At 74.9% G+C, this 19,584-nt stretch carries 17 protein-coding genes; 9 read left to right on the top strand and 8 right to left on the bottom strand.

Annotated elements, in window-relative coordinates:
• The first annotated feature begins 141 nt into the window (after positions 1 to 141).
• On the top strand, positions 142 to 480 hold the full coding sequence (locus GA0070610_RS15325) for a DUF3817 domain-containing protein (protein ID WP_089000664.1): 339 nt from the start codon (positions 142 to 144) through the stop codon (positions 478 to 480).
• A 102-nt stretch (positions 481 to 582) separates the two neighbouring features.
• Here the strand turns inward: GA0070610_RS15325 and GA0070610_RS15320 are convergent, their stop codons facing one another.
• Positions 583 to 1,443 (bottom strand): alpha/beta fold hydrolase, encoded by an 861-nt coding sequence (locus tag GA0070610_RS15320; RefSeq protein ID WP_089000663.1) that lies wholly within the window; start codon positions 1,441 to 1,443, stop codon positions 583 to 585.
• Positions 1,444 to 1,489: 46 nt separating this feature from the next.
• Complete coding sequence (locus GA0070610_RS15315) at positions 1,490 to 2,038, bottom strand: hypothetical protein (protein ID WP_089003527.1); 549 nt, start codon at positions 2,036 to 2,038, stop codon at positions 1,490 to 1,492.
• A gap of 143 nt (positions 2,039 to 2,181) precedes the next feature.
• On the opposite strand from GA0070610_RS15315, the gene GA0070610_RS15310 reads away from it, so the two are divergent.
• The 3 genes from GA0070610_RS15310 to GA0070610_RS15300 are packed head-to-tail and all read left to right on the top strand — an operon-like array spanning position 2,182 to position 6,196.
• Positions 2,182 to 3,306 (top strand): baeRF2 domain-containing protein, encoded by a 1,125-nt coding sequence (locus GA0070610_RS15310; protein WP_089000662.1) that lies wholly within the window; start codon positions 2,182 to 2,184, stop codon positions 3,304 to 3,306.
• Positions 3,299 to 5,059, top strand: coding sequence for a thiamine pyrophosphate-binding protein (locus tag GA0070610_RS15305; protein WP_089003526.1), 1,761 nt, complete (start codon positions 3,299 to 3,301; stop codon positions 5,057 to 5,059). The genes GA0070610_RS15310 and GA0070610_RS15305 overlap by 8 nt, the downstream gene beginning before the upstream one ends.
• A gap of 51 nt (positions 5,060 to 5,110) precedes the next feature.
• The gene (locus GA0070610_RS15300; RefSeq protein WP_089000661.1) at positions 5,111 to 6,196 is read left to right on the top strand and encodes an iron-containing redox enzyme family protein; all 1,086 of its coding nucleotides are present in this window, start codon (positions 5,111 to 5,113) and stop codon (positions 6,194 to 6,196) included.
• A 53-nt stretch (positions 6,197 to 6,249) separates the two neighbouring features.
• Here the strand turns inward: GA0070610_RS15300 and GA0070610_RS15295 are convergent, their stop codons facing one another.
• On the bottom strand, positions 6,250 to 6,483 hold the full coding sequence (locus tag GA0070610_RS15295) for a CDGSH iron-sulfur domain-containing protein (RefSeq protein WP_089000660.1): 234 nt from the start codon (positions 6,481 to 6,483) through the stop codon (positions 6,250 to 6,252).
• 222 nt (positions 6,484 to 6,705) lie between these two features.
• Between GA0070610_RS15295 and GA0070610_RS15290 the strand changes: the two genes are divergently transcribed.
• Positions 6,706 to 8,118: a hypothetical protein gene (locus tag GA0070610_RS15290; RefSeq protein ID WP_089003525.1), complete on the top strand. Its 1,413-nt coding sequence runs from the start codon at positions 6,706 to 6,708 to the stop codon at positions 8,116 to 8,118.
• A 228-nt stretch (positions 8,119 to 8,346) separates the two neighbouring features.
• A complete protein-coding gene (locus GA0070610_RS15285; RefSeq protein ID WP_089000659.1) occupies positions 8,347 to 9,486 on the top strand; it encodes a SigB/SigF/SigG family RNA polymerase sigma factor in 1,140 nt (379 codons plus the stop codon).
• Between the two features lie 54 nt (positions 9,487 to 9,540).
• Here the strand turns inward: GA0070610_RS15285 and ctaD are convergent, their stop codons facing one another.
• The 5 genes from ctaD to GA0070610_RS15260 all read right to left on the bottom strand — a co-directional run bounded on the left by ctaD (position 9,541) and on the right by GA0070610_RS15260 (position 15,365).
• On the bottom strand, positions 9,541 to 11,541 hold the full coding sequence (gene ctaD / locus GA0070610_RS15280) for an aa3-type cytochrome oxidase subunit I (protein ID WP_089000658.1): 2,001 nt from the start codon (positions 11,539 to 11,541) through the stop codon (positions 9,541 to 9,543).
• 106 nt (positions 11,542 to 11,647) lie between these two features.
• The gene (locus tag GA0070610_RS15275) at positions 11,648 to 12,376 is read right to left on the bottom strand and encodes an ATP-binding protein (protein WP_089000657.1); all 729 of its coding nucleotides are present in this window, start codon (positions 12,374 to 12,376) and stop codon (positions 11,648 to 11,650) included.
• A gap of 102 nt (positions 12,377 to 12,478) precedes the next feature.
• Positions 12,479 to 12,931 carry a DUF4383 domain-containing protein gene (locus GA0070610_RS15270; protein WP_089003524.1) on the bottom strand — a complete coding sequence of 151 codons (453 nt, stop codon included), beginning with the start codon at positions 12,929 to 12,931 and terminating at the stop codon, positions 12,479 to 12,481.
• Between the two features lie 204 nt (positions 12,932 to 13,135).
• Positions 13,136 to 14,293, bottom strand: coding sequence for a glycosyltransferase (locus GA0070610_RS15265; RefSeq protein ID WP_089000656.1), 1,158 nt, complete (start codon positions 14,291 to 14,293; stop codon positions 13,136 to 13,138).
• Between the two features lie 73 nt (positions 14,294 to 14,366).
• The gene (locus GA0070610_RS15260) at positions 14,367 to 15,365 is read right to left on the bottom strand and encodes a glucosyl-3-phosphoglycerate synthase (RefSeq protein ID WP_172896535.1); all 999 of its coding nucleotides are present in this window, start codon (positions 15,363 to 15,365) and stop codon (positions 14,367 to 14,369) included.
• Positions 15,366 to 15,574: 209 nt separating this feature from the next.
• On the opposite strand from GA0070610_RS15260, the gene GA0070610_RS15255 reads away from it, so the two are divergent.
• The 3 genes from GA0070610_RS15255 to GA0070610_RS15245 are packed head-to-tail and all read left to right on the top strand — an operon-like array spanning position 15,575 to position 19,527.
• Positions 15,575 to 16,582, top strand: a complete 1,008-nt coding sequence (locus GA0070610_RS15255; protein WP_089000654.1) for a Gfo/Idh/MocA family protein — start codon at positions 15,575 to 15,577, stop codon at positions 16,580 to 16,582.
• Positions 16,575 to 17,663, top strand: a complete 1,089-nt coding sequence (locus tag GA0070610_RS15250; RefSeq protein ID WP_089000653.1) for a zinc-dependent alcohol dehydrogenase — start codon at positions 16,575 to 16,577, stop codon at positions 17,661 to 17,663. Before GA0070610_RS15255 ends, GA0070610_RS15250 begins: the two co-directional genes overlap by 8 nt.
• Positions 17,664 to 17,712: 49 nt before the next feature.
• Positions 17,713 to 19,527 carry an ABC transporter ATP-binding protein gene (locus tag GA0070610_RS15245; RefSeq protein WP_089000652.1) on the top strand — a complete coding sequence of 605 codons (1,815 nt, stop codon included), beginning with the start codon at positions 17,713 to 17,715 and terminating at the stop codon, positions 19,525 to 19,527.
• Positions 19,528 to 19,584: the final 57 nt, after the last annotated feature.

Raw genomic sequence — 19,584 nt, 5'->3', positions numbered from 1 at the left:
CCGGGGCGGGCCGGGGAAGACCCGAAGCTTCTTGTACGTACCCAGCTCGGGCCCGCGTGATCCCTGTCGCCTCCGCCCGTCGTGCCGTCGGCGCGCCCGGCGGGGCGGTTAGCATGTGCGGCAACCGGTGGGGGAGTGACGATGCGCGAGAAGATCACCAGGCTCTTCGTGGCGGCGGCGATCGCCGAGGCCTGCTCCTGGCTGGCCCTGCTCGTCGGCATGGCCGTCAAGTACGGCCCCCCGGGCAACGAGATCGGCGTGCAGATCTTCGGCCCCATCCACGGCGCGCTCTTCGTCGCGTACGGCCTGCTGGTCCTCGCGATGGCCCGGCTGCACCGGTGGCGGCCCTGGCCCACCCTCGTGGCGCTGGCCTGCGCCGTGCCGCCGTTCGCCACCCTGGTCTTCGAGCGCTGGGCCGCCCGGCGCGGCATGCTGCGCACCGCGGGCGAGCCGGACCGCCCGCTGACCCCGGTCGGCTGACCCCGGTCGCTGACCTCGCCGTCGCCGAGGGGCGGCCAGCCGGCGAGTCGAGGGGCGGCCAGCCGGGAGCCGAGTGGCGGGCAGCCGGGGAGTCGAGGACCGTCAGTCGGCGAGGAAGTCGGCGAGCGCGGCGGCGAGCTGCTCCGGGGCCTCCTCGGCCACGTGGTGCCCCGAGTCGATGGCGGCCACCCGCACGTCGTCGGCCCAGTCCCGCCAGATCGCCGCCGGGTCGCCGTACAGGTCGACCATGTCGTCGCGCTCCGACCAGCAGAACAGCACCGGGCAGGCGATCCGCCGCCCGGCGGCCCGGTCGGCGTCGTCGGCCGCCCGGTCCGGGCCGAGCCCGGCCCGGTAGTCCTCACACATCGCGTGCACCGTCGGCGGGTCGTGGATGGCCCGGCGGTAGTCGGCGTACGCCTCCTCACCCATGGCGGCCGGCGACCCGCCGTACCAGGCGTCCGGGTCGGCGGTGATCACCCGCTCCGCCGGCTTGTCGGACTGGCCCAGGAAGAACCAGTGCCACCAGCGGGTCGCGAACCTCGCGTCGGCGCGGGCGAGGGCCTCCCCGATCGGCACCCCGTCGAGCACGCCCAGCCGGCTGACCCGCCGCGGGTGGTCCAGCGCCGTGCGCATCGCCACGTAGCAGCCCCGGTCGTGCCCCACCACGGCCGCGCGGTCGTGCCCGAGCGCGTCGAGCAGGCCGACCACGTCGCGGGCCATCGCCCGCTTGGCGTACGCGGTGTGCCCGGGGTCGCTCGGCGGCTTCGACGAGCCGCCGTAGCCGCGCAGGTCCGGGCAGATGACGGTGTGCTCGCGGGCGAGCAGCGGCGCGACGCGGTGCCACGTCGCGTGGGTACGTGGATGCCCGTGCAGCAGCACCACGGGCGGGCCCGAGCCGCCGTGGCGTACCCGCAGCCGGACCTCGCCGACGTCGACGTGCTCCAGCGTGAACCCCTCGAACATGTCCCCACCGTGCCCGCCGCCGCGACGCCGGAAACCGCGCCGGCCGTCAGGTCAGCGTGGACCAGGTCAGCAGGACGGCGACCAGCAGCGTGCCCAGCATCGCCTGGAGCAGCAGCGGCGGCCCGAGGTGCGACCACAGGGTGGCGGTACGCGGGGTGAGCAGCTGACCCGTCGTGAGGTTGACGATCCGCTCGATCTTCGGCGGCAGGTCCGGGTCGCCCTGCCGGCGCAGCGTCAACTGCACGTGGTCGGCCGGGTGCAGGGCGCTCTGCGGCAGGTGCCCGTGCAGCTCGACCTCGCAGAGCTGCCCGGCGGCGTCGCGCAGCCGCACGGGGGTGACCAGGTATTCCGGGCCCTTCTTCAGGTCCTTGAAGCGCCGGCGGGCCGCGCCGGAGCCGGCCGAGAACAGGGAGCGGACGAGTGCCGTCAGCAGGCCGGCGACGCCGGCCGCCGCGAGCACCGCGACCAGCACGGGCTGGCCGATGCGTACCTCGCGCGGATAGCCCTCCATCAGCCGCACGATCCGCCCCGTCACGATGCGGTCGCTCGGGTGGACGATGCGCCGGATGTGCAGGTCGCTGTCCATTTCCACCACCCAGAGTCCGGTTGCGTTCACTGATGGTATCGGTCATCCGGGTTGAACGACATGAATGAACCCCGGTCACGTGCCGCCCGGCGGCCAGGTGACAACCGGGGTGGCGCGGGTAAGCGGGGGGCCGAGCTGGAAAGGGGTCGAGCATGCAGCTGTCCTTCCTGCGCCCGCTCTACGACCGGCCGGGGCCGTGGGTCTCGGTGTACCTGGACGCCTCCGCCAACACCGAGGACGCCCACCCGGCGCTCGATCTGCGCTGGCGGGCCCTGCGCCAAGAACTTCAACAGCAGCGCGCCGACGTGGAGACCATCGACGCCGTCGAACGGGTCGTGCGGGGGCACGACCCGATGCCGGGCGACTACGGGCTGGCGATCTTCGGCGCCCGGGGCCGGGTGGTGCTGTCGGAGTACCTCTCCGCCCCGCCGCTGCGGGACCTCGCCGCGTACACCTCGCTGCCGCACGTGATGCCCATGCTGGCGCAGCGCGGCGAGCAGGTGGGCTGGGTGCGGGTGCTGGCCGACCGCACCGGCGCCGACGCCATGGCGATCAGCGCCGGCGGCGTGCCGCGCCGAGCCCACGTGACCGGCCGGGAGCACTTCCCGCTGCGTCGGGTGCAGCCCGGCGGCTGGTCGCAGTCCCGGTACCAGCGCGCCGCCATGGAGGCCTGGCACCACAACGCGGGCGACGTCACCGCCGCGACGGTGGAGCTGGCCGAGAAGGTCGGCGCCGAGGTGGTGGTGGTCGCGGGCGACGTACGCGCCACGGGGGTGATCGCCGCCCAGATGCCGTCGCGCTGGCAGGACGTGGTGGTCCGTACGGACGCCGGGTCCCGAGCCGGCGGCGCCGACCAGAGCCTGCTCGACGACCTCACCGTGCAGACCATCGCCGAGGTGGCCGACCGGCGGATCACGGCCGTGCTGGACCGCTTCGGCATGCAGGAGGACGTCGGCGCCGGGCTGGACGCCGTGGTGTCGGCCCTGCAACGCAACCAGGTCGAGACGATGCTCATCGTCGACGACCCGTCCGCGAACGGGGAACTCTGGATCGGGCCGGACCCCACCGAGATCGCCACCGATCCGGGGCAGCTCGCCGCCATGTCCGTACGCGACCCGGAGAAGGTCCGCGCCGACGCCGCGCTGGTGCGCGCGCTGGTCGGCATCGACGCAGAGCTGACCGTGCTGGGTCCCGACGAGGCACCGGAGCTGACCGACGGCGTCGGGGCGGTGCTGCGCTACGTCGACGCCGGCACGCCGGGACGTGGCGATGGCTGAGCGCAGGGTGGCCGACCTCGTGGTCGAGCGACTGCGCGCCTGGCGGGTGCCGCGGGTCTTCGGCTACCCGGGGGAGGCCATCGCCCCGGTGGTCGAGGCGTTGGACGCCTCGGGCGGGGATCCGGCGTTCATCCCGGCCCGGCACGAGGAGACCGCCTCGTACATGGCCGCCGGGCACGCCAAGTTCACCGGCGGGATCGGGGTCTGCCTGGCCACCCAGGGGCCGAGCGCCGTGCAACTGCTCAACGGCCTCTACGACGCCAAGCTGGACAGCAAGCCGGTGGTGGCGATCGTCGGCGAGGACGTCTCGGGTCCGCTCGGCGCCGCCCACCAGGAGATCGGGCTGAGCCGGCTGTTCGCCGACGCCTGCAACCAGTTCGTCCGCTACGGCCGCGTCCCCGACGGGGTGCCGGCCCTGCTCGACCAGGCGTTCCGCACCGCCGCCGCCACCCGCAGCCCGGTCTGCGTGGTGCTGCCGCGGCAGTTGCAGGAGGCCGCCGTACCCGACCTCCAGTCGCACGCGGCCGGGGTGCTGTCGGCGACGCCGGGGGAGCCGCTGGCCCGGGTCCTGCCGCACGACGCCGACCTGGACGCGGCCGCCCAGCTGTTCGCCAACGGCCAGCGGACCGCGATCCTGGTCGGCCAGGGCGGGCGGGGCGCGGCCGCCGAGATCGTCGCCCTCGCCGACCGGCTCGGCGCGGGGGTCGCGGCGTCCCTGCTGGGCAAGCCGGTGCTCGACGAGCGGCTGCCCTTCCACGCCGGCGTGCTCGGCGAGGTCGGCACGCCGGCCGCCGCCGAGCTGATGGGTGGCTGCGACACGCTGCTGCTGGTCGGCACGAACGACCCGTGGACCGACTACTTCCCGATGCCGGGGCAGGCCCGCACGGTGCAGATCGACATCGACGGGCGCCGCATCGGCACCCGCTACCCGGTGGACGTCCCGCTCGTCGGCGACGCCCAGGAGACGCTGCGGGCGCTGCTGGCCCGGGTGCCCGACCGGCCGAACGCCCGGTGGCGGGAGACCGTGGAGGGCTCCGTCGACCGCTGGCGGGCCGAGCGGGCCGAGCGGGCCGCCGCCCCCGCCGAGCCGGTGAACCCGCAGCTCGTGCTGTACGAGCTCTCCACCCGGCTTCCCCGCCGCGGGGCGGTCGCCGTGGACGTCGGGTCGGTCCTCTACTGGTACGCCCGGCACCTCGAACTGCCCCCGGGCGTCAACGCGCAGCTCTGCGGCACGCTCGGCTCGATGGGCTGTGCCCTGCCGTACGCGGTGTCGGCCAAGCTCGCCGCTCCGGACCAGCCGGTGATCGCGCTGCTCGGCGACGGCGCCATGCAGCGCAACGGGCTGGCCGAGCTGGTCACCGTGGCACACCACTGGCGGGAGTGGCGCGATCCCCGTCTGGTGGTGCTGGTGCTCAACAACCGGGACCAGTCGGGCATGGGCGGCGGCCGTACGCCCACCGACCCGACGCGCCGCCGGCCCGACGTGCCGTACGCCGGCTGGGCACGCCTGCTCGGCCTGCACGGGGTGCGGGTCGACCGGCCGGAGCTGGTGGGGGCGGCCTGGGACGAGGCGCTGGCGGCCGACCGGCCCTGCGTCCTGGAGACCGTCGTCGACCCGGCGGTACGGCTGGCGCCGCCCGAGCCCGCGTTCGCCGACCTGCGCGAGGTGTTCGCCGGGGGCGACGCCGCCCGGCGGGTGCGCGACCGGATGCTCGCCGCCGGGGTGGCCGTCGAGGTCGACGACCTCGTTTAACGACCCGGGCGACGGGCACTGAGGACGCGCAGTACGACGCTGGAGGTCACCTTGTCAGAGTCCCCGGATCGCCGGTACGGACCCGCGCCCCTGCCGCAGCCCCGTGGACCGGTCTCGGCGGCGCTGCTGGACGCGCTGCGGCGCACGCCGCACGACCTGCCGGCGGGGCTCGGCGACGGGCTCGACCCGGCCGACCCGCTCACCGACGAGGACCTCCAGCTCACGCTCTTCTGCTGCTACGAGCTGCACTACCGCGGCTGGCGGGGCGTCGACGAGGGCTGGGAGTGGCAGCCGTCGCTGCTCGTGCTGCGCGCGTACGCCGAACGCCGCTTCGAGGCGGCGGTGCGGGCGCTGGCCGGGCCGCTGCCAGCGGCGCTGCCCGGCGGGGTGCCGGCGGCCCTGGCCGACGTGGTCGCCGCCGACGACGGGCCGTCGCTCGCCGGGTACCTGCAGCGCCGCGCGTCGCTGGCCCAGTTCCGCGAGTTCGTCACCCACCGCTCGATCTACCACCTGCGCGAGGCCGACCCGCACAGCTGGGCCCTGCCGCGCCTCGGCGGGCCGGCGAAGGCCGCCCTGGTCGAGATCCAGATGGACGAGTACGGCAACGGCCGCCTCGACCGGATGCACGCCGAGCTGTTCCGGGTCACCCTCGGCCGGCTGGGGCTCGACACCGGCTACGCCGCCCACCTGGACGCCGTACCGGCGATCACCCTGGCCACCAACAACCTCATGTCGCTGCTCGGGCTGCACCGGCGGCTGCGCGGGGCGCTGCTGGGGCACCTCGCCGCGTACGAGATGACCTCCTCGCTGCCGAACCGCCGCTACGGCAACGGGCTGCGCCGCCTGGGCCTGGACGAGGTGGCCACGCGCTTCTACGACGAACACGTCGAGGCCGACGCGGTGCACGAGCAGATCGCGGCGCACGACATGTGCGGGGGACTGGTCCGCCTGGAGCCGGGGCTCGCCCCCGACGTGCTCTTCGGTGCCGCCGCCGCGCTGGCGGTGGACCGGCTCTTCGCCGCACACCTGCTGGACGCCTGGGCCGCCGGCCGTACCTCCCTGCGCAGCACCGCCCCGATCCGCATCGCCCTCCGCGACCGCCCCCGCCCCGGCGAACTCCCCGCCGCCGTCGCCTGACCCGGGCGCGGACCAGGCCGGTCGATCACGCGGGGAGGGGCCGGGGCGGTGCGTCAGGGGGCGGGGCGGGTGGTGCCGGCGCGGAAGCCGACGGCCTTGTGGGTGCCGTCGCAGAACGGCTTGAGCGCCGACTTGCCGCAGCGGCACAGCGCCACCGTGCCCCGCCTCGCGTCGATGGTCTCCCCGTCAGGGGTGACCAGGGCGAAGTCGCCCCGGACCAGCAGCGGCCCGTCCTGGTAGGGCGTGATGGTGGCCGCCGCCGCGGGGGCCTCGTCGTCGCTGCGCATGGGCGCAGATGTGCCCCTTACCGCGCCGACGAAACCCCTGCTCACCGGCGTACCGGAGCGGCGGTGACCGCCGTCGTGGTCCCGTTCGCCGGGCCGGCGCCACCCCGCCCGGGATCTTCTGATTGCTCCCGCCCGGTGGGGGATGCCCTGTTTGAACCCCATCGGGACGGGAAGCCGGGCCGCGTGGTGAGCGAACGAGGCAAGGTGGGGCCGGTGCACAAGGTGCGCGAGGGGCTCACGGCCGACGGTGCCGGGCTGGCGGGCGACCGGGTCGTGGCGGCGGGTAGCGCGGCGCGGGTCCTGGTGGCCGCCACCGCGCGGGCGCTGCGCGGCACCGACTGCGCCGACCTGGGACACCCGGGGCACCCGGGGCCGCTGTCGCGGTTCACCGGCGCGCCCGAGCCGGTACGTCGGGCCGCGGTGATCCGGGCGGCGGGCCGGGTGGCACTCACCCCCGGGCAGACGGCCGAGGTGGACGCCGGCCGGATCGCCCGCTGGTTCGCCGACCAGTATCCGCGCCGGCGGTACCCGGGGGCCCTGATCGGCTCCCCGCACGGCGCCGCCGCGCACCTGGCGACGGCGCTGGGGGTGCCGTGGCTGCCGGCGGGCTTCGAGATGACCGTGCACTGGGCGCAGGGGGCCGTCGACCGGCCGCAGGCCGCCCTGGACCACGGCGCGGCGCTCACCGCCCGCCTCCTCGGCGGCAACGCCGACCTGCACGTGCGCCAGGTGCACTGTCCCGCGAGCCGGGGCGCACTGGCCGGCGCCACGGTGTCCCTGGCGGCCCGGTGGCGGTCCCTGCCGGCCGCGTACGCGCGGTTCCTGGCCGACCGGCTGGAGCCCGGCGCCCCGGTGCTGCTGCTGCGCGACGCGCGCACCTGGCCGGTCTTCGACTCCGCCCCCGGGCACAGCTTCCAGGTCGGCTGCCCCGGCAGCGGCCTCGACCCGGTCGACTTCCACCCGGACAGCCACGCCCTGCGCCAGGTGCTCCGCTCGGCCGGCGGCGACGGCGCGCACTGGCAGCCGCCGGAGGTCACCTCGCCGCCCGAGCCGGCGGAACACGGCGTGGAGTCCGGTTTCGAGGCCGCTGTCCGGGACTGGACCGGCCGGCACGAGCATCCGCTGCACCGGGTCCTCGTGCCACGGCCGGAGGCGCTCAGCGCCGCGACCGCCGACCTGTACCGGCGCTGGCTGCGCGCGGCCGGCAAGACCGGCGACCGGCTGGTGGTGGAGTGCGGCCGGCTGCTGGACCCGTGGCAGGTGGTGCGGGCCGGGATGGTGCCGTACTGGTGCGAGAACGCCACCCGGCGCAGCGTGGCGGGGGTGGAGTGGTGGCTCGCCGGCAGCGAGCCGTTCAGCTCGGTGGACGTGCTGCCCGAACCGCCCGGCCTGCGCTCGCCGGCACTGGCCGGGCTGCCCCAGTGGCTGGCCGTCGCCGGCTTCGGCCGCCGCCGGCGGGCGCTGGACCGCACCTCGGCGCGCGGCTACCCAGTCACCTCGGTGCCCACCCGCCGGGCCACGGAGGTGCTGCGGGCGCAGCCGTACGACCTGCCGACGCCGCCGCCGATGACCGTGGACGACGCCCTCGCGGCGCTGCGCGACGGCGGCGCCGGCCAGGGGTTGCTGGTCTGTTGATCCGGCCCTTTCGAAACATCCTCGCGAACCCCGGGTCCCGTGATTGAGTACCTACGGAGCGGGAACACCGCTGGCTGCGACGGCCTGATCACGCCGTCCGGCGTGGCGTCGTCGCCCGCTGACATCCCAGTCATGTGACCCACTTTCCGGCCCGGGCGTGGTGCGACCACGCGCGCGCACGACCGGTTTCCTGAATCCGGGCGGGGGACCTTCCTGAGGGAGGCGCGGATGTTCGGACAGACCACCACGACCACACCACCGCCGACCGAGCGGGGCCTGGAGGACCTCGACGCGGCCGCACTGGCGTACGCGGCCCGCATCGAGGGCCTACCGCCCGAACGGCGGCAGGAGGCGCGGGACGACCTGGTCCGCTTCGCCCTGCCGTTCGCGGGCCGGCTGGCCCGCCGCTACCGGGGGCGCGGTGAGCCGCTGGAGGACCTGGAACAGGTGGCCCGCCTCGGCCTGGTCAACGCCGTCGACCGGTACGACCCCGAGCGGGGCTCGTTCACCGCGTACGCGGCCATCACGATCGTCGGGGAGATCAAGCGGCACTTCCGCGACCGCACCTGGGGCGTGCACGTGCCGCGCCGGCTGCGCGACCTGATCCTGGAGGTGGGACAGGCGACGTCGGCCCTGACCAGCGAGCTGTCCCGGGCCCCGACGGTCGCCGAGCTGGCGGAGCGGCTGGAGACGCCGCAGGAGGAGATCCTCGCCGCGCTGGAGTCGGCCGCCGGCTACAGCCCGGCCTCGCTGAACGCCCCCGTCGGCGGGGAGAGTTCGGCCGAGTTCGGCGACCTGGTCGGCGAGTCCGACAACGCGCTGGAATCCGTCGACGACCGGGTGACGGTCAGTGGGCTGCTGCACCGGCTGCCCTGGCGGGAGCGGCGCATCCTGGCCATGCGCTTCTACGGCAACCAGACCCAGGCGGAGATCGCCGCCCGCTTCGGCATCTCCCAGATGCACGTCTCCCGGCTGCTGTCGCGGGCGCTGACCTGGCTGCGCCAGGCGATGCTCGCCGACGCCCCGCCGCCGTGGCAGAACGGCGCCGCCGAGTCGGAGCCGGCGAAGACCAGGATCTCGGTGCGGCACAACGGCGACCGGGTGGTCGTGGAGGTCGGCGGGGAGGTCGACCGCGACGGCGCGGACCAGCTGCGCCGGGCGATGCTGGAGGCGGTGACCGGGCAGCCCGCCGAGGTGGTGGTGGACCTCGACGGCGCGGGCGGCTTCGACGCCGGCGGCATCGCCGCGCTGATGGCCGGCCGCGAGGCCGCGGCCCGTACGGGGGTGCCGCTGCGGCTGACCCGGGTGCAGCCGGCGGTGCGCCGCTCGCTCACCGCGGCGGGACTGGCGGCGGCCCGCGAGGGCTGAGCACGTCGGAAAGGGCCGGCACCAGGCGGTGCCGGCCCTTTCGCGTACGGACACTCAGTGGTCGGGCGGGTCGCCGGGCGCGCGCGGGTGCCGCCAGCGGTCGTTCTCCTGCTGCTCCCGCTGGGCGCCGAGGTTGGTCTCCTCCGGCTCGTCGGTCTGCTCGAAGCTGGGCCGGCGGATGTCGCCCGGCTCGGGTACGTCCACCGGCCTGGCCCCGGACTGCGGGGCCGGCTGGTACTCGGTGGCCTCCCGCGCGCCGTGTGCACCCTCGTGGGACGGCGACTCGGGCACGTGCTTCTCGCGGTGCAGTTCGTCGCGGAACTCCTGCGGCGGCTTGGTGGTGCGCTGCGGCAGGTCCCGGCCGAGGTCGGCGACGAGCGGGCCGTACTTGGCGTCGAAGGCGGGCCGCTCGGAGCGGATGCGGGGCATCCGGTCGAAGTTGCGCAGCGGCGGCGGGCAGGTGGTGGCCCACTCCAGCGAGTTGCCGAAGCCCCACGGGTCGTCGACGGTCACCTGCGCCCCGAAGCGCCAGGACTTCCAGGCGTTCCAGATGAAGAACAACGTGGAGGCGCCGAGCACGAAGGCGAAGATGGTGGAGATCGTGTTCAGCGCGGTGAACCCGTCGCTGGGCAGGTAGTCGGCGTAGCGGCGGGGCATCCCCTCGTTGCCCAGCCAGTGCTGCACCAGGAAGGTGCCGTGGAAGCCGATGAACATCGTCCAGAAGTGGGCCTTGCCGAGCCGCTCGTCGAGCAGCCGCCCGGTCATCTTCGGCCACCAGAAGTAGAAGCCGCCGAAGAGCGCGAAGACCACGGTGCCGAACAGCACGTAGTGGAAGTGCCCGACGACGAAGTACGTGTCGTGGGTGTGCCAGTCCGCCGGCGGGCTGGCCAGCAGCACCCCGGTCAGGCCGCCGAAGAGGAAGGTGACCAGGAAGCCGATCGCGAAGAGCATCGGCGTCTCGAAGGTGAGCTGCCCCTTCCACATGGTGCCGATCCAGTTGAAGAACTTGACCCCGGTGGGGACCGCGATCAGGTAGCTCAGGATGCTGAAGAACGGCAGCAGCACCTGGCCGGTGGCGAACATGTGGTGTGCCCACACGGTCATCGACAGCACGGTGATCGCGGCGGTGGCCAGCACCAGTCCCGTGTAGCCGAAGATCGGCTTGCGGGAGAAGACCGGGATGATCTCGGTGATGATGCCGAAGAACGGGATCGCGATGATGTAGACCTCGGGATGGCCGAAGAACCAGAACAGGTGCTGCCAGAGCATCGGCCCGGCGGTTATCGGGTCGTACACGTGGGCGTTGAGCAGCCGGTCCGCGGCGAGCGCCATCAGGGCCGCGGCCAGCAGCGGAAACACCAGGATCACCAGCACGCTGGTGAAGAGCATGTTCCAGGTGAAGATCGGCATCCGGAACATCGTCATGCCGGGCGCGCGCAGGGTGAGGATCGTGGTGATCAGGTTGACCGCGCCGAGGATGGTGCCCAGCCCCGAGATCACCAGGCCGATCACCCACATGTTGGCGCCGACGCCGGGGGAGTGCTCCGAACTGCTCAGCGGCGTGTAGGCGGTCCAGCCGAAGTCGGCGGAGCCGCCGGAGGTGAGGAAGCCGCCGAGCACCATCAGGCCGCCGAAGAGGTAGAGCCAGTACGCGAGGGCGTTGAGCCGGGGGAACGACACGTCCGGCGCGCCGATCTGGATCGGCACGATGTAGTTGGCGAACCCGAACGCCGCCGGCGTGGCGAACAGCAGCAGCATGAGCGCGCCGTGCGAGGTGAAGAGCTGGTTGTACTGCTCGGCCGAGAGGAACTGCATGCCCGGCCGGGCCAGCTCGGCCCGCATCAGCATCGCCTGGACCCCGGCGACCAGGAAGAATCCGAACGAGGTCAGCAGGTAGAGCAGCCCGATCTGCTTGTGGTCGGTGGTGGCCAGGAACCGGGTGAGCTTCCCACCGGGCAGCGCCTTGCGCAGCGGCCCGGGATAGCCGCCGAAGCGTGCCGGCGCCAGGATCGCCGGCCCCCGGTCGCGTGGTTCCGTGGTTACCCGCTCGGGCATGTGACTCTCACCCCGCCATGACGACAGATAGGACGGCGCGGCTACCCGCCCCACAGCCCATGAAACCAGGCGACAGCGGTTATTCAGGCGAGAGTGGTAAATCTGGTCAATTCGCGGGCAGTATGGCCCAGACGACCTTCCCGTCACCGGCCGGCGAGCTGCCCCACACCTGGGCCAGCTCGCGCACCAGCAGCAGCCCCCGGCCGCCCTCGGCCTGCCCGTCGGGGCAGCCGGCCCGGACCAGGGTCCGGTCGCCGTCGGTCACCGCCACGTGCAGGTACGGCCGGCGCAGGGTGAGCGTCACCCGCATCGGCGTGCCGGCGTGCCGGACCACGTTGCCGACCAGCTCGCTGAGCACCAGCGACGCCGGGCCGACGGCCTCCGGCACGTTCCACCGACCGCAGGCGTCGGTGACCAGCTCCCGCGCCCGCCGGCAGGCCTCCGCGACCGGCTCGAGCCGGGCGCGCAGCCGGGGCGCCGCCGCCGCGTTCGCCGCCCGGGTCGCCTCGTCGCAGTCGCGGCGCACGGGCACCACCCGGCAGGCGGTCGACTGCGCCAGCCAGGTCGCCGCGTCGGGCGGCGGGGCGCACAGCACGACGGGCACCGCCGGCCAGCCGGCCGCCCGGCGGGCGGTGGCGGCGAAGACCGAGAGGGCCAGCGGGTCACGGACGGTGACGTCGGTGAGGTCCACCACGAGCGCGTCGGGCTGGCTGGCGAGGCAGGCGTCCAGCGCGGTGTGCACCGTGCGCATGGTGCCGAGGTCGAGGCCGCCACGCAGGCGTACGACGGTCACCGGCGACCTGTCTTGCACCTCGCAGGTGATCCGCCGCGGCATGTGCGCCCTCGTTTCGCGTCGTCGGGGATCTGCGAAGTACCCGGACGGGGGCGGGCGAAACCGGCCTGGCCGGGGCGGCGGGCCCCGGCCGTCGACGCTGCGTCACCGGGTGGCTCGGCCCCGGGTGGTCAGGACGCCCAGCGCGATCATGCCCAGGCCGAGGAAGAGGTGCAGCCAGTTGTCGGCGTTGTTGACCGGAATGAAGTTGGCCCCGCTGTCGTGGTCGATCACCAGGCCGTAGAGCCAGAGCACCAGGTAGATCGCGCCGCCGCCGACCAGGTAGGTCCGCGCGCCCGCGACGGTGCGGGCCAGCACCAGCCCGGCCACCCCGAAGAGCAGGTGGACGAAGTTGTGCAGCACCGAGACCTGGAACAGGCCGAGCAGCCTGGCCTCGGAGTCGTGCCCGGCGAAGCGCAGGTCGCCGAAGTCGCTGGTGATGCCCGGTACGAAGCCGAGGACGCCGACCAGGAGGAAGACCACCGCCACGGCGGCGGCGGCCCGCCGGACGGGAGCCTTGCCGTCGGCCGGGTTGTGCCGGGCGCGCGAGCGCGCCATGGGACCGGTCACCGCCGTCTCCTCACTGTGCGGGAAAGCTGAGCGGACCGCGCCTTCCCGCCGTGCGCGCCGCCAAACCTCCCGCCCCGGGACGGGCGGCCCCCGACTGCCGACGGGGCGAACGTCGTCGCGGTCCCCGGGCGCGTACGCCAACGGGGCCGGCCCACCATGACGGCGGCCCGGCCCCGGGGCGCGGACGGACGATCAGGCCGGCAGCAGGCGCCCGGCGGCGGCGGACTGGCGGAGGAGTTCGTAGAGGCCGACGTACTTCTCGGCCATCACGGCGGGGGTGAAGCGGACGGCGGCCTCGCGCCGGCACTCGTCCGGGTCGAGCAGGCTGGCGGCCAGCAGCAGGTCGCCCAGTTCCTCCTCGTCGGTGGTGAGCAGGCCGGTGCGGCCGTGCTCGATCAGCTCGGGCAGGCAGCCCCGGGCGGTGGCGACCACGGGCGTGCCCAGGGCCAGGGACTCGACCACCGCCGTGCCGCCCGGCTCCTCCCAGCGCAGCGGGAACAGCGAGGCCCGGGCGCCGGCCAGCAGGTCGTCGCGCTCCTGCCCGGCCACCGTGCCCACCCAGCGGACCAGGTCGCCGTCGACGTGCGGCGCCACCTCGTCGTAGAAGAACCGGACGTCCGGGTTCTGCCGGGCCTCGTCCCCGGCCGCAGCCAGGTCCTCCGGCCGGTGGTACGGGCCGACGGGCCCGGCGAGCACCAGCGGCACCCCCACCTGCCGGGCGAGACGCGCGCCCACGTCCTGGCCCTTGCCCGGGTTGATCCGGCCCAGGATGATCAGATAGTCGCCCTTGTCGGCCCGGGGCCGACGGTCCGCGTCGACGGCGAGCGGGGTGGACAGGTGCACGTGGCCCACCGAGTGCTCCTGCAACGCCCGGGGCGCGCGGGCCAGCTGCGAGGCGGAGACCCCGTTGACCCGGACCCGGTCGCCGCCGTCGAGGTTGCCGTAGAGCGCCGGGTGCTTGGCCAGGTCCCAGTGCAGGGTGTGCAGCACCGGCGGGGCGTCCGGGCCCATCGCGGCGAGCGTGGCCAGGCCGACCGCCTCCACGTGGTCGTGCACCAGGTCGATGTCGTCACGCGAGTGCAACGCGCGCACCACCCCGTTCAGGTGCGCCTGCGAGATGCCGCAGACCTGGTTGTACGGCCGTTGCAGGGCGGGGAACTGCCCGTCGGCGAAGACGGAGAACTTCTCGTCGACCGGCAGCGTGCTGCTGTCGACCGACGCGAGTACCACCCGTACGCCGAGGCGGCGCAGCTCCGGCACCAGCGTCGCGATGACGTTCTCGATGCCGCCGTAGCCGGGCGGCGGCACGGACAGCCACGGACCGGCGTTCATCAGGACGGTGAGGCTCATGCGGGATTCCTTCCCTCGGCGGGGCCCTCGGCCGTCCGCGCCCGGTCGTTCGGGGTCACAAGAGGTCGCGTGCTCACGCCGCGGCGACCCGTCGGCGGGGGATGCGGTGCCGTAGCTCGGCCAGGGGCGGCCGTTCCTCGACGGAGACGTCGCTGACGACGATCTCCCGGTCCAGGTTCGGCAGGGCGTCGGAGCCGCCGCGCCGGAACTGGGTCAGCAGGGCGGCGGGCATCGCCCCGGGCGCCGCCCAGCCGCGCCGCTGCAGCCGCGACCAGGCGGTGAGCATGATCTGGGCCGACATCCGGCCCAGCGCGGCGGTGTCCTGGTGGCGGTGCTTGCGCTCGCCCAGGTCCACCTGGGCCAGCGCGTCCAACCCGACCAGCTCGAGCAGGTCGATGAGCATCGCCGTCTCGACCCCGTAGCCGGAGACGAACGGCACCCGCTCCAGGACCTCCCGGCGGCCCGCGTACTCACCGGCGAGGGGCTGCACGAAGCCCGCCAGCTCGGGCCAGAACAGGTTCAGCATCGGCCGGGCCATCAGCTCCGTCACCCGCCCGCCGCCGTCGGCCTCCACGCTCGACGCCCCGACCAGGGGGCGGTGGTAGAAGCCCTTCACGAAGTCGACCGAGGGATCGGTCAGCAGGGGACCGATCAGCCCCGTCACGAAGTGCGGCCGGAACTCACGCAGGTCGGCGTCGATGAACGCCACCACGTCGCCCTCGGCCGCCGCCAGCCCCGCCCAGAGCGCGTCCCCCTTGCCGGTGAGCCGCGGCAGGCCCCGGGTCATCGCGTCCTGGCTGACCACCTCCGCGCCGGCGGCACGCGCCACCTTGGCGGTGCGGTCGGTCGACCGGGAGTCCACCACGATCAGCTCGTCGATCAGGGCCACCCGCTCCATCAGGTGCTCCCGGATGGTCGACACGATCGCGCCGACCGTCGCCTCCTCGTTGCGGGCCGGCAGCACCACGCTGACCCGGCTGTCGCCCTTGGCGCGCACCAGGCGCCGCGCCGGCCAGTCCCCCGCCGACGTCGTGCGGTAGGTGGCCCAGGCCTCCACCACCGGCGACACCATAGTTTCCGTATTCCGCACAGGCACCCCCAGATCGTGGCGGAAAAACCTTCCCTGTTTTTCCCACTACCGCACTCGCGCTAACCCGCAGCATGCCTAACAGCTTGATCACGACGGTGACGTGACCGGGTTCCGCCCTGGTGAACGTTTGGTTGCGCGCACGCGGGGGGAGTGCAGTCGTCGAACGCGAAACTGTGGCGAAGGGGCTTTACATGCGCACGTGCCGGGTGGGACTGGTCGGGGCCGGCGGGGTGGCGCAACGCCACGCCAGGGTGTTGGGCGGCTTCGCCGACGTGGAGCTGATCGGGGTGACCGACGTGGTGCCGCAGGCGGCGGCGGAGCTGGCGCGGGCGCACGACGCCCGCACCTTCGGCGACGTCGACGAGCTGCTGGCCGCCGGCCCGGACGCGGTCTACGTCTGCGTGCCGCCGTTCGCCCACGGGCCGGCCGAGGAGGCGGTCGTCGCGGCCGGGGTGCCGATGTTCGTGGAGAAGCCGGTCGCCGTCGACCTGGCCACCGCCGAGCGCGTCGCCGACCTGGTGGCCCGGCGCGGGCTGCTCACCGGCGTGGGGCACCACTGGCGCTACCTGCCGGTGGTGCAGCAGGCCCGGGAGCTGCTCGGCGACCGTCCGGTGCGGATGGTCGCCGGCGCGTGGTGGGACAAGGTGCCCCCGGTGGCCTGGTGGTCGTCGCGCGAGCGTTCCGGCGGCCCGGTGGTCGAGCAGGCCGCCCACGTGCTGGACCTCATCCGGTGCCTGGTCGGCGAGGCCACCGAGGTCACCGCGTACGGCGACGGCACCCCGCCGCCGGTCGACGGCGCCGACATCGACTCGGTGACCACCGCGACGCTGCGCTTCGCCGGCGGCGCGGTCGGCACGCTCACCGCCGCCTGCGTGCTCGGCTGGAAGCACCGCGCCGGGCTGGAGATCCTCGCCGACGGGCTGGCCCTGTCGCTGAGCGAGGACGGGCTGGTCGTGCGCGACGCCGACGGGGAACGCCGCTTCGACGCCGACCCGGAGGCCGCCCGGGTGGCCGTGGACCGGGCCTTCGTCGACGCCGTCCGGGGCGTCGGCGACGACGTGCGCGTCCCGTACGCCGAGGCCCTCGGCACCCAGCGGCTCGCCCTCGCGGTCGCCGACTCCGCCCGCACCGGCCGGCCCGTACGCCTGGACACGCCCGCCGCCGCGCCGCTGGCTACGGGGGTGACCGTCGATGCGTGACCGCGTGGTGGTGGTCAGCGGCCCGGGCCGGGTCGAGCTGGTCGAGCAGGACGCCGCCGAGCTGACCGACGGCACGTTCCGGGTCGAGACGCTGTTCAGCGGCGTGTCGGCCGGCACCGAACTCAGCTACGTCAAGGGCACCAACCCCTACCTGAACGTCACCTGGAACGCCGACCTCGGGCTCTTCCAGCCGGGTGCCGCCAGCACGCCGTACCCGGTGACCCGGCTGGGCTACATGCAGGTCGGTCGGGTGGTGGAGAGCCGCACGCCGGCCGTCGCCGTGGGCACCGTCGGCGCGATGACGTACGGCCACCGCACCGGCTGGGTCGCCGACGCGGTCGCCGAGCGGTTCGTGCCGCTGCCCGAGGACCTCGACCCGCTGCTCGGCGTCTACGTCGCGCACATGGGGCCGATCTGCGCCAACGGCGTGCTGCACGCCGCCGCCGACCTGCACGGCGCGGACGTGCGCTCGCTGGGCGACGGGGTACGGGGCCGGCGGGTCGCGGTCGTCGGCAGCGGGGTGGTGGCCCTGCTCACCGCCCTGTTCGCCAAGCGGCACGGGGCCGCCTCGGTGGTGGTGCTCGACCCGACCCCGCAGCGGCGGGCCGTCGCCGAGGCGTTGGGCCTGGAGACCCTCGACCCGGAGGCGGACGACCCGGCGGTGGTGCTCAAGACCCGCTGGGCGCACGGGCCCGGCGACCGGGGCGCCGACCTGGTGTTCCAGTGCCGGGGCCAGGCCTGGGCGTTGCAGCTCGCGCTGCGCCTGCTGCGTCCCCAGGGCACGGTGGTCGACCTGGCCTTCTACCAGGCCGGCGCGGACGCGGTCCGGTTCGGTGAGGAGTTCCACCACAACGGACTGTCGCTGCGCTGCGCGCAGATCGGCCGGGTGCCGCGCGGGCTCGCCCCGACCTGGGACCGGGAGCGCCTCTCCGCCGAGACGATCGACCTGCTGCGCGCGTACGGGGACGTCATCCGCAAGCACCTGGTCTCGGCGGTGGTGCCGTTCGAGGAGGCGCCGACACTGCTGACCGACCTCGCCGAGCGGCGCCGCCAGGAGCTCCAGGTGGTGCTGACCGCCTGAGGCGCGCGTACGGTCCGGGCGGGTGGCGCGGGCGGATACCGTTCCAGCCATGACCGCCGACGCCGCCGTCCTGACCGCCGACGACTCCGTCCCGGCCGCCCCCGGCGGTCCCGGCGGGGGCGGAGCCGACCGGCGGGTCGGCCTCGCCGCCCTCCTGCCCTACCTGCGCGCCCACCGCGGCACCCTGGCCGTGGTGGGCGCGCTGTCGCTGGCCGGCGCGGCGGCGTCGCTGGCCCAGCCGCTGCTCACCCGTTCGGTGCTCGACGGGCTCTCCGCCAGCCGGCCCGTCGCCGGGCTGGTCGCGGCGCTGGTCGCCCTCGTGCTGGTCGGTGCGGCGCTCGGCGGCGTGCGGGACTACCTGCTGCAACGCACCGCCGAGGGGGTCGTGCTCGGCACCCGGCGGCGGCTGGCGGGGCACCTGCTGCGACTGCCGATCGCCGAGTACGACCGCCGCCGCACGGGCGACCTGCTCTCCCGGGTCGGCTCGGACACCACCCTGCTGCGCGCCGTGGTCACCTCCGGCCTGTTCGAGGTGGTCACCGGCGCCGTGATGGTGCTCGGCGCGGCCGGCGCGATGGTCCTGCTCGACCCGGTGCTGTTCGGGGTGACCCTGCTCGGGGTGGCCGCCGGCATCGCCATCGCCGTCGCCTTCGCCCACCGGGTGCGCGGGCTGGCCCGGGCCGCCCAGGAACGCATCGGCGAGATGACCTCGGCGGTGGAGCGGGCCATCTCCGCCGCCCGCACGATCCGCGCGGCCCGGGCCGAGCGGCGCGAGGCCGACGCGATCGGCGTGAGCGCCGCCCAGGCGTACGCGGCGGGGCTGCGGGTGGCCCGCGTGCAGGCGTTTGTCGGCCCGGCCAGCGGCGTCACCATCCAGGGGGCGTTCCTGCTGGTCCTCGGGGTGGGCGGGGCGCGGGTGGCGGCGGGCGCCATCACCGTCGGCGACCTCGTCGCCTTCATCATGTTCCTGTTCTTCCTGGTCCTCCCGCTCGGGCAGGCGGTGCACGCCTACACCCAGTTGCAGACCGGCCTCGGCGCGCTCCAGCGGATCGAGGAGGTGCTCGCCGTGCCCGTGGAGGGGGCGGCCGACCGGCCGGCGCGCGCTCCGGCCACGGCGGCGACCGGCGGGGCCCCGGCGTCCGTCGAGTTCGACCGGGTGGGCTTCGGTTACCCCGGCGGCCCGCCGGTGCTGCGCGAGGTGAGCTTCACCGTGCCGGCCGGCACCCGCACCGCCCTGGTCGGCCCGTCGGGCGCCGGGAAGTCGACGCTGCTGGCGCTGGTCGAGCGCTTCTACGAGGTCACCGAGGGCGCGCTACGCATCGACGGGGTCGACGTGCGGGACCTGCCCCGCGACGCGCTGCGCGCCCGGATCGGCTACGTCGAGCAGTCCGCGCCGGTGCTGGCCGGCACGCTGCGGGAGAACCTCCTGATCAGCGCGCCGGAGGCCACCGAGGCCCGGCTGCGTGCGGTGCTCGACGAGGTCAACCTCGGCCACCTGGCCGAGCGCGCCCCCGAGGGGCTGGACGTGCAGGTGGGCGAGGGCGGGGTGCTGCTCTCGGGCGGCGAGCGGCAGCGGCTGGCGATCGCCCGCGCCCTGCTGGCCGGGCCGCCGGTGCTGCTGCTCGACGAGCCGACCAGCAACCTCGACGCCCGCAACGAGGCCGCGCTGCGCCGGGCCATCGACGCGGTGGCCGCCCGGCGCACCCTGCTGATCGTGGCGCACCGCCTCTCCACCGTCGTCGACGCCGACCAGATCGTGGTGCTCGACGGCGGTCGGGTGGCGGCCACCGGCACCCACGACGAGCTGACCGGGACCAGCCCGCTCTACCGTGAGCTGGCCACCCACCAGCTCCTGGTGAGCTGAGCGGTCCACGCCCGCGATCCGCCCGGCGACGACACCCGCGCGGCGGCGCGCCGGGCG

It is taken from the genome of Micromonospora echinofusca (genome assembly GCF_900091445.1).
In the GTDB taxonomy this organism is placed as follows: Bacteria; Actinomycetota; Actinomycetes; order Mycobacteriales; family Micromonosporaceae; genus Micromonospora; species Micromonospora echinofusca.
This window is presented reverse-complemented; position numbering and strand designations above follow the sequence as displayed.

Coding starts and splice junctions, on each gene's coding strand:
- GA0070610_RS15325 (WP_089000664.1), top strand. CDS start 142: ATGCGCGAGAAGATCACCAGGCTCTTCGTGGCGGCGGCGATCGCCGAG.
- GA0070610_RS15320 (WP_089000663.1), bottom strand. CDS start 1,443: ATGTTCGAGGGGTTCACGCTGGAGCACGTCGACGTCGGCGAGGTCCGG.
- GA0070610_RS15310 (WP_089000662.1), top strand. CDS start 2,182: ATGCAGCTGTCCTTCCTGCGCCCGCTCTACGACCGGCCGGGGCCGTGG.
- GA0070610_RS15305 (WP_089003526.1), top strand. CDS start 3,299: ATGGCTGAGCGCAGGGTGGCCGACCTCGTGGTCGAGCGACTGCGCGCC.
- GA0070610_RS15295 (WP_089000660.1), bottom strand. CDS start 6,483: ATGCGCAGCGACGACGAGGCCCCCGCGGCGGCGGCCACCATCACGCCC.
- GA0070610_RS15285 (WP_089000659.1), top strand. CDS start 8,347: ATGTTCGGACAGACCACCACGACCACACCACCGCCGACCGAGCGGGGC.
- ctaD (WP_089000658.1), bottom strand. CDS start 11,541: ATGCCCGAGCGGGTAACCACGGAACCACGCGACCGGGGGCCGGCGATC.
- GA0070610_RS15275 (WP_089000657.1), bottom strand. CDS start 12,376: ATGCCGCGGCGGATCACCTGCGAGGTGCAAGACAGGTCGCCGGTGACC.
- GA0070610_RS15270 (WP_089003524.1), bottom strand. CDS start 12,931: ATGGCGCGCTCGCGCGCCCGGCACAACCCGGCCGACGGCAAGGCTCCC.
- GA0070610_RS15265 (WP_089000656.1), bottom strand. CDS start 14,293: ATGAGCCTCACCGTCCTGATGAACGCCGGTCCGTGGCTGTCCGTGCCG.
- GA0070610_RS15260 (WP_172896535.1), bottom strand. CDS start 15,365: ATGGTGTCGCCGGTGGTGGAGGCCTGGGCCACCTACCGCACGACGTCG.
- GA0070610_RS15255 (WP_089000654.1), top strand. CDS start 15,575: ATGCGCACGTGCCGGGTGGGACTGGTCGGGGCCGGCGGGGTGGCGCAA.
- GA0070610_RS15250 (WP_089000653.1), top strand. CDS start 16,575: ATGCGTGACCGCGTGGTGGTGGTCAGCGGCCCGGGCCGGGTCGAGCTG.
- GA0070610_RS15245 (WP_089000652.1), top strand. CDS start 17,713: ATGACCGCCGACGCCGCCGTCCTGACCGCCGACGACTCCGTCCCGGCC.